12 protein-coding genes are annotated in these 13,413 nt (G+C 41.6%); 9 read left to right on the forward strand and 3 right to left on the reverse strand.

The features are described 5' to 3' along the window. On the forward strand, positions 1–768 hold the full coding sequence (locus IQ276_RS35825) for an MBL fold metallo-hydrolase (protein ID WP_235116286.1): 768 nt from the start codon (positions 1–3) through the stop codon (positions 766–768). 163 nt (positions 769–931) lie between these two features. Here the strand turns inward: IQ276_RS35825 and IQ276_RS35830 are convergent, their stop codons facing one another. Beyond that, entirely contained in the window at positions 932–2,164 is a 1,233-nt protein-coding gene (locus IQ276_RS35830) for an FG-GAP repeat domain-containing protein (RefSeq protein ID WP_193919612.1), read from the reverse strand. Positions 2,165–2,893: 729 nt separating this feature from the next. Between IQ276_RS35830 and IQ276_RS35835 the strand changes: the two genes are divergently transcribed. After that, positions 2,894–4,204, forward strand: coding sequence for an aminopeptidase P N-terminal domain-containing protein (locus IQ276_RS35835; protein WP_193919610.1), 1,311 nt, complete (start codon positions 2,894–2,896; stop codon positions 4,202–4,204). Between the two features lie 14 nt (positions 4,205–4,218). Here the strand turns inward: IQ276_RS35835 and IQ276_RS35840 are convergent, their stop codons facing one another. Further along, entirely contained in the window at positions 4,219–5,394 is a 1,176-nt protein-coding gene (locus IQ276_RS35840) for an RNA-guided endonuclease InsQ/TnpB family protein (protein WP_193919608.1), read from the reverse strand. A gap of 51 nt (positions 5,395–5,445) precedes the next feature. On the opposite strand from IQ276_RS35840, the gene tnpA reads away from it, so the two are divergent. Further along, positions 5,446–5,835: an IS200/IS605 family transposase gene (tnpA, locus tag IQ276_RS35845; RefSeq protein ID WP_193919607.1), complete on the forward strand. Its 390-nt coding sequence runs from the start codon at positions 5,446–5,448 to the stop codon at positions 5,833–5,835. 248 nt (positions 5,836–6,083) lie between these two features. Here tnpA and IQ276_RS35850 read toward each other — a convergent pair whose 3' ends face one another. Beyond that, complete coding sequence (locus tag IQ276_RS35850; protein WP_190878978.1) at positions 6,084–6,278, reverse strand: hypothetical protein; 195 nt, start codon at positions 6,276–6,278, stop codon at positions 6,084–6,086. Between the two features lie 383 nt (positions 6,279–6,661). Here IQ276_RS35850 and IQ276_RS35855 point away from each other — a divergent pair, with 383 nt between their 5' ends. From IQ276_RS35855 to IQ276_RS35880, 6 genes are all read left to right on the forward strand, one after another. Beyond that, positions 6,662–9,511, forward strand: a complete 2,850-nt coding sequence (locus tag IQ276_RS35855; RefSeq protein ID WP_235116287.1) for a CHAT domain-containing protein — start codon at positions 6,662–6,664, stop codon at positions 9,509–9,511. A gap of 18 nt (positions 9,512–9,529) precedes the next feature. Then, entirely contained in the window at positions 9,530–9,667 is a 138-nt protein-coding gene (locus IQ276_RS35860; protein WP_235116288.1) for a hypothetical protein, read from the forward strand. A gap of 37 nt (positions 9,668–9,704) precedes the next feature. After that, positions 9,705–10,028: a hypothetical protein gene (locus tag IQ276_RS35865; protein ID WP_190884030.1), complete on the forward strand. Its 324-nt coding sequence runs from the start codon at positions 9,705–9,707 to the stop codon at positions 10,026–10,028. Positions 10,029–10,216: 188 nt separating this feature from the next. Beyond that, a complete protein-coding gene (locus tag IQ276_RS35870) occupies positions 10,217–10,471 on the forward strand; it encodes a DUF7219 family protein (RefSeq protein ID WP_190884031.1) in 255 nt (84 codons plus the stop codon). A gap of 475 nt (positions 10,472–10,946) precedes the next feature. Beyond that, positions 10,947–11,570: a DUF3859 domain-containing protein gene (locus IQ276_RS35875; protein ID WP_193924043.1), complete on the forward strand. Its 624-nt coding sequence runs from the start codon at positions 10,947–10,949 to the stop codon at positions 11,568–11,570. 6 nt (positions 11,571–11,576) lie between these two features. Then, entirely contained in the window at positions 11,577–13,388 is a 1,812-nt protein-coding gene (locus tag IQ276_RS35880; RefSeq protein ID WP_193924042.1) for an asparagine synthetase B family protein, read from the forward strand. Positions 13,389–13,413 lie beyond the last annotated feature (25 nt).

Here is a 13,413-nt window from a genome sequence, read left to right on the forward strand (position 1 = left end):
ATGAAACGACGACAGTTGATGGGTTATGCTGGGGCGGGATTGGTCACAGCTTCAGTTACTTCCTTGGGTTCCCACCTCCGAGCTGACGCACAATCTAGCGGTTTATCAGTTAAGTGGTTGGGCCATACTTGCTTTCTTTTTGATGGTAGCAGCGCAAAAATTCTCGTCAATCCATTTCGAGCGGTCGGCTGTACTGCTGGGTATCGTGTGCCAAAAGTTGCAGCAGATTTAGTACTGATTAGCAGCCAACTGCTAGATGAAGGTGCTGTAGACGTACTACCGGGAAATGCAAAACTGATCTATGAACCGGGAGTTTACGAGTTCAAAGGCATTAAGTTCCAAGGAATTGCCATAGACCACGATCGCAAAGGTGGTAAGCAGTTTGGCTCTAATACTGCTTGGAGTTGGAAACAAGGCGGAATTAATATCTTGCATTTAGGGGGAGTTGCTGCACCCATTTCCATTGAGCAAAAAATTCTCATGGGGCGTCCCGATGTGCTATTTATTCCAGTGGGTGGCAGTGCAAAAGCCTACAATGCTCAAGAAGCAAAGCAGGCCGTTCAGGTATTAAATCCCAAGATAGTGATTCCTACCCATTACCGGACACAAGCCGCCGATCCTGCTGCGTGCGACATTTCGCCACTCGATGATTTTCTCACCTTAATGCAAGGAATCACAGTGCGGCGTAGCAGCACAGATACTATTTCCATTAACTCTAAAGATTTGCCGGAAAATAGCGTAATTCAGGTTTTGAGTTACAAATTTTGAGGAGCAGGGGAGTGGGGAGTGGGGAGTGGGGAGATGAGGGAGATGAGGGAGATGAGGGAGCAGGGGGAGAAAAATAACTCCTAACTCCTGACTCCCAACTCCCAACTCCCAACTCCCAACTCCCCACTCCCAACTCCCCACTCCTGAATTCTGAATTCTGCTTTTAGAACGTATACCACTCTGGGGTCAGCTTATCTGCATCGCTGATGGGAGTCTCAACGGCTGTTGTGTCATTGATAGTCCAAATGTTGTCTGCACCAGCTGTCTGATCGCGCCAGTAGATATCGGTCTTGCCATCACCGTTATAATCGCCAAGGGATGGGGTTAGAGATGCGTTGTTGCTAGGTAAGAAGGCTTCAGTTGAAACTGTTGTACCATCCATCAACCAAGCAGTGTTCTCACCTGTGGTTCCATTGTGCCAGAAGATGTCGGTCTTCCCATCGCCGTTGAAATCACCAATTTTAGAAGTCCAGGATGAATCTAGTGTTCCCAAAGCACCTTCTGTAACTAAGATGCCTCTGATTGTCCAGACCTTGTTCTCACCTGTTTGAGTGTTTCTCCACAGCAAGTCGGTGCTGAGGTCGCCGTTGAAATCGCCAACACTTGCAGTCCAGGCTGCGTCTTGTGATTGCAGGCTAAACTCACTCTTTTGGGCGCCATCCATAAACCAAACGCTGTTATCGCCAGTTGTCTGATTCCGCCAGAAGATGTCACTCTTACCGTTGCCGTCAAAATCAACAATGGTAGCAGTTAGGGCTGGGTCAGTGGTGTCTAAAACAGTTGCATTCAGAACTGTTGTGCCATCCATTTCCCAAATAGCGTTCTCGCCGGTTTGACTATTGTGCCAGAAGATATCAGTTTTGCGATCGCCGTTGAAATCGCCAATACTTGGAGTCCATGCTGCGTCAACGCTGGTTAGAGAAGCCGCATTAGCAACTCTAGTTCCATCCATCAACACAATGCTGTTCTCACCGGTTGTCCTATTGCGTAATAAGAAGTCAGTTTTGCCATCATTGTTGAAATCAGCAATTTTGTAATCATAAGCCGATAGGTCAAATTGACCCAAAGAACCCTGTTCGATAACTCTTGTTCCATCCATCAGGCGAACGATAATTTCACCAGTTTGGGTATTCACCCAAAGTTTGTCCGTTTTACCATCAGCGTTGAAATCAGGAACAATCGCCGCGCTGGTTAAGTAAGGATTAGGATTGGGATTTGCTGATACCACCGCAGATTCTTGTGGTTGTGAGGAACTCTTACTCACAAAAGTTGAACCAGAATTTAGAGAATTTGAATTATCAAGTGGAGATGCTAATGCTTGCGATTTGTGGAAAGATTCTGATGCCCATTGAGATGTATTCAAAGACAAGTTTGAGGAGTTTTTACTTCCAAACATGGTGTTTTTTATCATTGGTTGTTATCTATTTTTAGTTTTTTTGATCAACAACTTTCTGTAATCAAATAACATTTACACGGGTTTTCAGATTTCTTTATAACTATTTTTTTTTGCTTAATGTCAGTCTTTGAACACAAAATTGTATTTGTTTTAAATCATTTATTAAAAAACTTCAAGTCCTATCTAAACAATTAGAAAACCAATTTTGTATGTGATGATTTATAGATAAAAGTATGTGGCGTTTTGCTAATAATTCACGAACCAGAAGTCAAAATTCCGAATAATTGTCAAATTAAGTCTGGGTATGGCTGCTTGATTTTTTTGCTGATTAAGCTTGGGTATCAAAATCTTCTCAATTCTGAATACTTAGATGTATTTCTGTTTTATCAAACAGAATTCAGGAGTCAGGAGTCAGAATTCAGCAATGTTTTTTGTGCGACACAACGACCGGCTCAGTGCATCGCTGGTGGATGAATCCAGGGGTTTAAGACCCCCACTAAATCTGCATATTTAGTGGTGCAACAATTCAGTGGTGAGTCCCAATCCCCCACTGATTCATTCTGACTTCTGTTAGCGATAGCGGGGCGTTTAGCCCATTCTGACTTCTGAATTCTTCTTCAAAACTTTGGCTAAAATAACTAAGATTAGCAACTACTGAGAAGCATCATCTGTGCATCCTCTGGTTGTCAAAAGTGTAAAATAACACGATACTTTACAAATACATCAACTATGCAAACAGAATATCGGCAGCGTCGTGAGCAGTTAATGGCAAAAATTGGTAATGGTACAGCCATTTTTCGCAGTGCGCCAATGGCAGTGATGCACAACGATGTTGAGTATGTTTATCGCCAAGATAGTGATTTTTTCTACTTAACTGGATTTAACGAACCACAGGCTGTTGCAGTGTTAGCGCCCCATCATGCTGAACATCGGTTTGTGCTGTTTGTTCAACCCAAGGATCGGGAAAAGGAAGTATGGAGTGGGTATCGGTGTGGGGTAGATGCAGCGAAGGAAATTTATGGTGCTGATGAAGCGTACCCCATTAGCGAGTTAGATGAAAAGTTACCGCAGTATTTGGAAAAAGCCGATCGCATTTACTATCACTTAGGACGCGATCGCGCTTTTAATGACACAATCTTGGGGCATTACCAACGATTACTCCAAACTTACCCCAAACGCGGTACAGGACCGATCGCCATTGAAGATACCGGGACTGTGATCCACAGCATGAGGCTAATCAAAAGTGAAGCTGAGTTGGAGTTGATGCGCCAAGCAGCAGCGATCGCAACTGTTGCACACAATCACGCCCAAGAAATCGCTGCACCTGGACGTTATGAGTATGAAATTCAGGCGGAGATGGAACGCATCTTTCGAGTGCGGGGTGGAATCGGCCCGGCTTATCCTTCCATTGTGGCTTCTGGTGTGAATGCTTGCGTGTTGCATTACATTGAAAATAATCGGCAAATGCAAGATGGAGAATTACTGCTAATTGATGCCGGTTGTGCTTATGGTTATTACAATTCCGATATTACCCGCACATTTCCTGTGGGAGGGAAATTTACAGCAGAACAAAAGACATTGTATGAACTTGTTTTAGAGGCACAAAAACAAGCGATCGCCCAAGTGCAACCAGGTAATTCCTTCAAATCTGTTCATGATACAGCAGTGCGCGTTTTAACTGAAGGTTTAGTTGAACTTGGCATTCTCCAAGGCGAAGTTGACAAATTAATAGAAGAAGATAAATACAAACCATATTATATGCACCGTACCAGCCATTGGTTAGGTTTGGATGTCCATGATGTGGGAATTTACCAGCACGGTGAAGATAAACCGCAGATTTTACAACCAGGTCAAATTTTGACAGTGGAACCAGGACTTTATATTGTGCCTGATACCAAATTAGCAGAAGACCAACCAGAAACTCACCCGCGATGGATTGGCATTGGTATTCGTATTGAAGATGATGTGTTAGTTACACCTAATGGACATGAAGTGTTAACTGCGGGAGTTCCCAAAGCAGTGGATGAACTAGAACGTTGACATACTCACCGACCTTAAAGGTCGGTGATTCTTGACAGTTCACAGTAACCTGCTGCCGAAACAGTCTTACAGTCACTCCCTGTCCGTTTAAGGTCGTGCCGATGCCCCATGCCGACCATTTCTATATTTCTAGATGCGTTTTCGTCTCTGTCGTGTTCAGTGTTGCAGTTTAAGCACAACACTGAGCGAACAGACAAATCAATCTTGCCCCAAGGATACCCACAGCAAGAGCAAGTTTGACTAGTAGGTTCCCATCTGTTAATGACTCTGAAATATCGACTAAGCTTTTGAGATTTAGCTTCACAAAATACCCGGAATTCACGCCATCCCTGCAAACTGATAACTCTTGCAAGCTTACGGTTTTTAACCATCCCTGACACATTTAAATCTTCCAAAACAATTACTTGATTGTCGTTAACTATTTTGGTTGACAGTTTATGCAAAAAGTCTTTTCTAGTATCAGAAATATGGTTGTGTAGTTTAGCTATCCTTACGCGAGTTCTATTTCTTCTTTTTGAGTCTTTTTGCTGGCGTGCTAATTTTCGCTGCAATTTCCGAATCTTGGGGTCATGTTTTGAGTAGCTAGGGCTTAAAGCTTTTTCTCCATTGCTCATTACAGCAAAAGTCTTCACACCTAAATCAATACCTATGCTTTGGTTTTTAGCAACAGTAATAACGGGGTCAATTTCTACAACAAAGCTAAGAAAATAGCGGTTAGCACAATCTTTTATTACCGTGACTGAACTAGGTTCAGATGGTAATTCTCTAGACCAAATTGGTTTGATTGTCCCAATTTTAGCTAAATAAACTTCCCCAGACTTTACAGAGAAACCAGATGCGGTAAACTCGGCTGATTGCGAGTTAGTCTTTCTCTTGAATCTAGGCACACCAATCGTACCCCCTTTTCTTTTCCCGTTACGAGAATTGAAAAAGTTTTTGTAAGCAACATCTAAGTACCTAAGAGACTGTTGCAATGGCACTGAGGAAACATCAGATAGCCATTTTCTTTCATCAGTCTTTTTAGATTGGGTAAGCATTGCCGAGAGTTTATTGTATCCAGGCAGCTTTTGAGATTGTTTACAGAACGCTAAAGCATCATTCCAGACAACCCTAACGCAACCAAACAACGAGCGCAAACTCTGTTGCTGTTGGTCTGTTGGGTAAAATCTATACTGATATCTAGCTTTCATATCTTGTGTTCAAATTGGTCTGCTAAGATATTTTATATTGGTCAATTTGAGATGGCAAGTAGTTTAAGACATGAAATACATAGTGTTTCAGACTTAAAAATACATTTGGTCTGTGTCACCAAGTATAGAAGAAAGATTTTTACCATTGAAAGTCTTGAACTAATCCACAAATCATTTGTAGAAGTCTCTAAAAAAATGGACTTCAACGTGCTTGAATTCAATGGAGAATCTGACCATATTCACACAGTAATTGAGTTTCCACCTAAACTCTCAATATCTGAAATAGTTAATGCGTTAAAAGGTGTGTCTAGTCGTAGATATGGTCAAGCTGGATTCCCTAAACCCTATGGTAAGCAAGCTCTATGGAGTCCTAGTTATTTCGTGTCTTCGGTTTGGGGTGCGCCACTCGAAGTTCTTAAAAAATACATCCAAGCATCTTGAAAAGCCGTGCTTCTAGCACGGGGTTTTAAACCCAATTTTTCGATAAAAAAGGAGTCAGACAATTTTGGATTTTAGATTTTGGATTTTAGATTGACTGAACAAGGCAAATTCTACCTTGTGAATGCTGATCGCAAAAAATGAGTGGATAATTGTGGGCGTTACACCACATATCCACTCTCAACTTACTGGATTAAACTCATCAAAAAAAACACCAGAAAATAATTAAAACTTGGCAAAGTTTTAATTAATTAACGTGACTCAGTTCCTTGATTGGGGCTGCCTTGTACAGTATCATTTTCTGGCGCTTCTGGCGTAGCAGTGGTTTTAGCATCACTTTTTTCAGCATCGCCAGTTTTGCGGGTAGCTTCGTCAATGGGGGTTTGGTAGCCACCAGAAGAAGTGGGCGTAGTACCTTCCTTACTAGGTTTTTGTTGTTCAGCCATTATTTAGATTCCTATTCATTTAGTCTTGGCATTATCCTAATGAAATTAGGGGTCTGAGTTTATCTATCTAGAATATAGTTATGGCTGATTTGCCTCTCTATCGAAAGTATTATTTAGTACTAATTATCTATAAGATCCCTATTTTATTGCGTGAACAAACTCGCCCTCACATCGAAAAGGCTGATTCGCTATTCCCTAAATGCCTAGTACCGCTGCCTTGGAAGTCAAAAGTCCCAGATAGTCTGCTACGTATAGAATATACCCATGTTGGCATAGCCTGTTACTTGAAAAATCACTACCAATTCAGCGCGGATAAGCATCTTAGATTTTTTACTTGCTTTTGGGAATCCTAAATCTAGGAAGCTAGAGAAACGCAGATGTATATGACTAAATTTCAAATATCTGACTCAATACAATGGCAATTTTTCCCATTTGTAGTAAGTCGTAGTATTGTTCTTTTTACCAGCATTTTGTTATTTACAGAATCAAATATTGCAATTGCTAAAGAATATGCGGTAAACATTGCACAGACAACACAGAGCAATGATGCGACTCGCAATGCTGCTGATGCGGCATATAAAGAGGGAAAGCAGCTATATGAGCAAGGAACAGGAGAATCTTTGTTAAAGGCGATCGCTAAATTTGAAGAGGCACTCCCACTGTATCAAAAAATTGGCGATCGTTCATCAGAAGCTTTTACTGTCGCGCATCTGGGGAAAATTTATTCAGATTTAGGACAACAGCAAAAAGCACTCTTTTATTTGAATCAAGCCCTATTACTTCGACGCCAGATAGGAGATAAAACAGGGGAAACTATTACCCTCAATAATATTGGTAGCGTCTACTCAGATTTAGGAGAATTGCAAAAAGCACTCGATTCTTTCCACGAAGCTTTGTTAATCAAACGAGAGATAGGAGATAAAATCGGGGAAGCCCGTAATCTTAACAACATTGGTAATGTCTACTTAAACTCAGGAGAATCTCAAAAGGCACTAGATTATTTTCAACAATCCCTTACCCTCAGACGTGAAGTGGGAGACAAATTAGGGGAAGCCCGTACTATTAATAATCTTGGCTTGATTTACTTAAATTTAGGACAACAGCAAAAAGCACTAGATTATTTTAGCCAAACCTTGCCTTTATATCAAGAAATGGGAGACAAATCAGCAGAATCTATTTCTCTTAACAATCTTGGTACAGTCTACTCAGATTTACGACAACAACAAAAAGCGATTGATTATTTTCAGCAATCTCTGATTATCAGCCGACAGTTAGGAGACAAATTAGGGGAAGCTCGCACCATAAATAATATTGGTGATGTCTACTCCAAAATGGGAGAAAAACAAAAAGCCCTAGATTATTTTCACCAATCTTTACCTATATTTGAAGCTGTAGAGAATAAATCAGGCTTAGCAGCTAACCTCAGCAATATTGGCATAATATACTCAGATTTGGGAGAACAGCAAAAGGCATTGGATTATTACCAGCAATCTCTGTCTCTATATCAAAAAGTAGGAAATAGAGAAGCAGAAGCTCTGACTATTTATAACATCGCCTCTGCTGAACGCAAACAGGGCAATCTTAACGCAGCCCTGACTCAAATAAAAATAGTCATCAACATTGTTGAAGATCTACGTACTAAAATTAACTCTCAAGAACTCCGCGCTTCCTATTTTGCTACAGTGCAGAATTATTATCAATTCTATATTGATTTGTTGATGCAACTGCACAAACAGGAACCATCCAAAGGATATGATGCTTTGGCACTGCAAACTAGCGAACGCGCCCGCGCCCGCAGTCTTTTGGAACTGCTGACAGAAGCAAAAGCTGATATTCGCCAAGGCGTGGAACCAAAATTACTTTCTCAAGAACGTAACTTACAAAAACAAATTGATGTTTTAGAAAAACGTCGGATACAACTCTTAGGTGGAAACTACACTAAAGCCCAGCAACAAGCTTTAGAAAAAGAAAATGAAGCAGTTCTAGAAGAATATCAGCAAGTCCAGGTAAAAATCCGTGCCACTAGTCCACATTATGCAGCCTTGACTCAACCTCAACCTCTTTCACTCGCCCAAATTCAACAGCAAGTACTTGATGAGGACACCTTACTTTTAGAATATTCTTTAGGAGACAAGCGGAGTTATCTTTGGGCAGTTACTAATAAGAGTATCACCAGTTACGAACTACCCAAACGTGCAGACATTGAAGCGATCGTTCAAAAGTTCCGTCAAGAAATCACTACCCCATATCTCAAACATAGCCCATCTATAGATGCTCTATCTAAAATCATACTTGCACCAGTAGCCCCGCAACTCCAAAATAAACGCTTAGTAGTTGTTAGCGATGGTGCTTTGCAATATGTACCATTTGCTGTGCTAACTAAACCTAATTCCCAAGGAACTAGCAACTATGAACCATTGCTAATTAACCACGAAATTATTACTTTACCCTCAGCTTCTACAGTGGCTATTCTTAGAAATGAACACAAAGAACGCAAACCTGCCACTAAGACATTAGTTGTGTTAGCAGATCCCATTTTTAGTATTGATGATGAGCGTCTCCAAAGTAAAGCACAAGTATCTCCTCCACCTGTACCAGAAGGCAATTTAAACACCCTCGCTTTAACTAGAGCTGCTAGAGACTCAGAAATTAGTTTTCAGCGTTTACAATTTACACGCCACGAAGCCGAGCAAATTCTTGCCCTTGTTCCAGCTAACAAAGCCAAGCCAGCTTTTGACTTTACCGCTAGTCGTAACACTGCAACTAGCGACGAGTTGAGTCAATATCGCATCATTCATTTTGCTACTCATGGCATTCTCAACAGCAAACATCCAGAATTATCAGGGATAGTGTTGTCGCTATTTGACGACAAAGGAATGCCACAAAATGGCTTTTTGCGCTTGCATGATGTTTTCAACCTCAATCTGCAAGCAGAACTGGTGGTACTTAGTGCCTGTAAAACTGGACTGGGAGAGGAAGTTAAAGGAGAAGGATTAGTAGGATTAACTAGAGGGTTTATGTATGCAGGTAGTCCACGAGTTGTGGTGAGTCTGTGGAGTGTAGATGACCAGGCAACATCGGAACTGATGAAAGTATTTTATAAAAAAATGCTACAAGAAGGGTTAAAGCCTGCGGCAGCATTGCGAACAGCCCAGCTAGAAATTTGGCGCACTCAAAAATATGCTGCACCTTATTATTGGGCGGCTTTCACTCTACAAGGTGAGTGGAGATGAGGGAGTGGGGAATGGGGAATGGGGAATGGGGCATGGGGAGATGAGGGAGCAGGGGAGGCAGGGGAGGCAGGGGGAGAAATAACCCATGCCCAATGCCCAATGCCCAATGCCCAATGCCCCATACAAATTTTTCCGGATGAGTCGAAATATAAGTGAATAATTACTTTACATTAAATATGCATAGCTAAAACTCATGGACTTACCCCAACGCGTATCAGTGCGCTACAAAGACGCGTCCTACAATACTAATGAAATCCGTTTGAGAACTTTTCGGCTTGGGTTACAAATATGGGAAGAACAAACTAAGCCGAGAAAAACAGAGCTTTATGAGTTTATATTGTCTTGCTTGAAACAAGTTGACCGGCAAGATCGTTTTATGTTTTCTCTGCTGTTTATAGAATTAACAGACCTCATACGTAATTCTTCCTTGGAGAGAGCAACCAAGGAGGTTCTAATTAAGACAGCTTTTAGGGAGTTTGCTTATGCAATAACAGACTTTGAAGAGGTTGCCAAATAGTACAGGTTGGGCATGGGGGGAGGGGGGAGTGGGGAGTGGGGAACGCCGGGGAGGCAGGGGGAGAAATGCCCAATGCCCAATGTCCTTTATTTTGAGCAGTTGTTCTGGAATTTGAATTTGTAGTGTGTATTTAGACTTAGATCAAAATCAAGTCTATAACTGTAGTAAAAATTATAGAGAGCAAACTCATGACACACCCTAATCCACAAGACAAAAACAACTTTCTTTACCCTCGTAGTCGGTATTATGGTAAATTCCAGCCAGAGAATTTGGTGTTTAATGCCAACCTCCAAGAATTTGCCCAGAAAATTACTTATATCAGTTGTCTACAAACAGGTGGAAAACTATCTTCCCAAGAAGCTTACGAACAAATTAGGGTGCTTTGGAAACAGCTGAAACACAGCAAAAAAGAACTAGCTATTGGCCTGAATAAAGAAGTTTAAAGTTTTAAGAAGTTGTGCAAGATTTTTCGATACATTTCACAAACAGAATTAACCAAATTTATCAATAATGTTAAAAAACTAAACAATTAATATTGATATCAAGGGTTTCCAGATGGAGTGAATCAGTTTCTGGAGGCTAAATCACGACTGGGTTGAAGGTTTTGGGTGGTCAAGAGCGATCGCTCTTTAGCATTCACCAAAAGACCCCACTATAATCAAAACAGCTATCGCCATCACAAAGCAGCTTTAATCGGCTAGTTCTAAGGCATCAAAAATCTAGTTACTGGCTGGTCAATTTTACAAAACTTTTTGGAAAAGAATCCGAAAAGCAAGAAACTAAACTTGTAGTTTATGATGCCATTCATGGGAATGCATAGTAACGGTTTGCAATTTAGTAGGGTAACTTCTGCCAAACACTCTTCAAATTGCACATCATCAACAAGCGCCATCAACTTTTTTGAACAGGAGTTAAGCTATGACGCCGCGACTGACTCAAGAGGAATTAGCACAAATAGTTACTGAAGTTGAAAGTCTGCAAACGCGTCGAGAAGTCGAATTAGACCAAGAGCAGGTTAAAGAAATTTTACAGGAGATGAATTTAGCACCGGAGTTACTAGATGAAGCACTAATTCAGTTGAATCGTCGTCAAGCCTTGGAGGTGCAGCAACGGCAAAATCGATGGATTACCTCTGGAGTGGTGGCACTCTTAGCGGTGGTGAGTGCATCTACAATATTTGTGATGCACCAACATAGTTCTGCACTTTCTCATGTTTCTGCTCAACAAGACCGCATCACTTTGGCACAAAATAATAGCGGCAATTTAGAGACAATTTCGCGCCAAAGCAATCCAGAAGTTTTTTATCGTGTCACTTTGAAAGATACACCCTTGGGTAAAAAACTGGCTCTCTCTTGTAATTGGACTGACCCCAACGGTCAAATTGTCAAGCAAAACACCTATCAAACCCGCGAAATTAATACGTCTGTTTGGAATACTCAGTGTCGCCACACTATTAATTCAGCTGCAACCATCGGCAAATGGCAGGTGCAAATGTTTTTGGAAGGCCGTCAAATTAGCGATGAAACCTTTCAAGTGAACTAGTCCAATATGGACAACATCCCACTTCATTTTCTTGGGTATTGGGGTTACGGCGCTGAACATCAGTTGGAAGCGCTGTTAACTGGTGTTTTGGAAAACCTCTCTCCAAACCTCTCCCCTACGAGGCAAGAGGCTTTGAATTTAGGGGTTAGGGGGTTAAGTCAGTTCTCTCCACAAGAAAATCATCTTCTTCCCATATGGAATGTTGTTCATATAGGACTAAATAGAAGTTGTTCACGGTTAGAAAATAAAATTGCTGGTGTTTCGGCGTCAGGAATATTAACTTCGCCCGATGCTTGGGTAAGTCTGGAGGAAAATAACTGCCTCATTTTGGGCAGAGAACCTTTCGGAAAGGTGCCTTTGTATTGGACTGTGCAAGGACAAGTCATCTGGTTTGCAACTCAACTGCAACTACTCTTACCGATTTTGCAACCACCAGAAGTTAGTATTGCTGGTTTATACGGCTATGGCTGTTTTTCCTATGTTCCAACACCTTTTACTCCTGTGACTGGAGTGTTTGCAGTGACGGCGGGGACTGAATTAATTTGGCAGGGTAATTGTGAATTAGGTATCCTTCAAACACCTAAATCTAAAAATATCAATTCCTGGCGACAAGCTCCAGAACAGCTAACAGATGAAGCTACGGCAATTAGGGAATTGCAAATCCTCTTAAAAAATTCCATTGGACAACAAATTGCCGATTTAAAGGATGAGCCTGTTGGGGTGTTTCTCTCTGGCGGACTTGATTCTTCAATTGTGGCGGCGCTACTAGTGCAGGCAGGGGTGAAAGTCCGCGCCTACACTTTGGATTTTGGTGATGCAGGGATTCCAGAATATCCCTATGCCCAACAAGTCGCGCAGTTTCTGAAAATTCCTTTAGTCAAAGTGCCAGCAGAGCCAAATCATATCAAAAATGCTTTAATTCCTACGGTGCAGGCATTGGATTTACCTTTTGGAGATGGGGTATGTGTTCCGTTGTATTTGCTATCTCAAAAAGCTAGTCAAGAAACTCAGATAATTTTTAATGGGGAAGGTGGAGATCAATTATTTGCCGGTTGGACGAATAAACCTTTAATTGCCGCAGGTGTTTATCAGTCAGAAAATCCCGCCGGAGAGGAAACTTTTATCCAGCAATATCTCCGCACTTTTCACCGTCTTTGGGGATACGAATCTCAAGTTTATCAGCCAGAAATATCTGCTCAAATAGAGAATTTGCATCCTGAAGATTGGTTGTTGGCGGCTCTCGATGCTACTGAGTGTCCATCTTTCCTGCATCGCCTCCGCCGTGCCAGTTTGATGCTCAAAGGAGCGCAGAATATCCATCCCCGTGCTACTGCTTTGGGGTTGGCTCATGGATTGCGGGTGCGATCGCCTTTTTGTAACCTAGATTTAGCACAGTGGACATTTCGTTTGTCTGGGGAACTTTGTTTACAGGGAGCCTGTGAAAAATATATCCTCAAACGTGCTGTAGAAAATTGGTTACCGCCGGAAATTGTCTGGCGACAAAAACGTGGGATGGGAGTTCCTTTAACTTCTTGGTGTTTAAATGATTTTTGGCATCAAATTGGTGTCTGGCTAAATCCAGAAATACTGGGTGCCAACAATCATTTTAATCCACACATCGCCGTCCAAATCGTCGAAGGTAATTTGGGAGGAGCTATTCAAGGCCGTCGGATTGGTGAGATTCTCTGGTTATTAATTATGTGGCAACTTTGGCGATCGCACTTCTTAAATGAAAACCTCAGCAAACAATCTTGGAATCATCCGTTTTGGTTACCTCGTTGGCTATGGAGAAACTACAAAATAATTCGTAATTCGTAATGACGCTCGTTCCTCGCTACCGCTG

The organism is Desmonostoc muscorum LEGE 12446, from assembly GCF_015207005.2.
Taxonomy (GTDB): domain Bacteria; phylum Cyanobacteriota; class Cyanobacteriia; order Cyanobacteriales; family Nostocaceae; genus Nostoc; species Nostoc muscorum.

Excerpts from the sequence above, each read along its gene's own strand:
- IQ276_RS35865 (WP_190884030.1), top strand. The coding sequence starts at position 9,705 with ATGGACTTACCCCAACGCGTATCAGTGCGCTACAAAGACGCGTCCTAC.
- tnpA (WP_193919607.1), top strand. The coding sequence starts at position 5,446 with ATGGCAAGTAGTTTAAGACATGAAATACATAGTGTTTCAGACTTAAAA.
- IQ276_RS35870 (WP_190884031.1), top strand. The coding sequence starts at position 10,217 with ATGACACACCCTAATCCACAAGACAAAAACAACTTTCTTTACCCTCGT.
- IQ276_RS35850 (WP_190878978.1), bottom strand. The coding sequence starts at position 6,278 with ATGGCTGAACAACAAAAACCTAGTAAGGAAGGTACTACGCCCACTTCT.
- IQ276_RS35840 (WP_193919608.1), bottom strand. The coding sequence starts at position 5,394 with ATGAAAGCTAGATATCAGTATAGATTTTACCCAACAGACCAACAGCAA.
- IQ276_RS35875 (WP_193924043.1), top strand. The coding sequence starts at position 10,947 with ATGACGCCGCGACTGACTCAAGAGGAATTAGCACAAATAGTTACTGAA.
- IQ276_RS35830 (WP_193919612.1), bottom strand. The coding sequence starts at position 2,164 with ATGTTTGGAAGTAAAAACTCCTCAAACTTGTCTTTGAATACATCTCAA.
- IQ276_RS35835 (WP_193919610.1), top strand. The coding sequence starts at position 2,894 with ATGCAAACAGAATATCGGCAGCGTCGTGAGCAGTTAATGGCAAAAATT.
- IQ276_RS35855 (WP_235116287.1), top strand. The coding sequence starts at position 6,662 with ATGACTAAATTTCAAATATCTGACTCAATACAATGGCAATTTTTCCCA.
- IQ276_RS35825 (WP_235116286.1), top strand. The coding sequence starts at position 1 with ATGAAACGACGACAGTTGATGGGTTATGCTGGGGCGGGATTGGTCACA.
- IQ276_RS35880 (WP_193924042.1), top strand. The coding sequence starts at position 11,577 with ATGGACAACATCCCACTTCATTTTCTTGGGTATTGGGGTTACGGCGCT.
- IQ276_RS35860 (WP_235116288.1), top strand. The coding sequence starts at position 9,530 with ATGGGGAATGGGGCATGGGGAGATGAGGGAGCAGGGGAGGCAGGGGAG.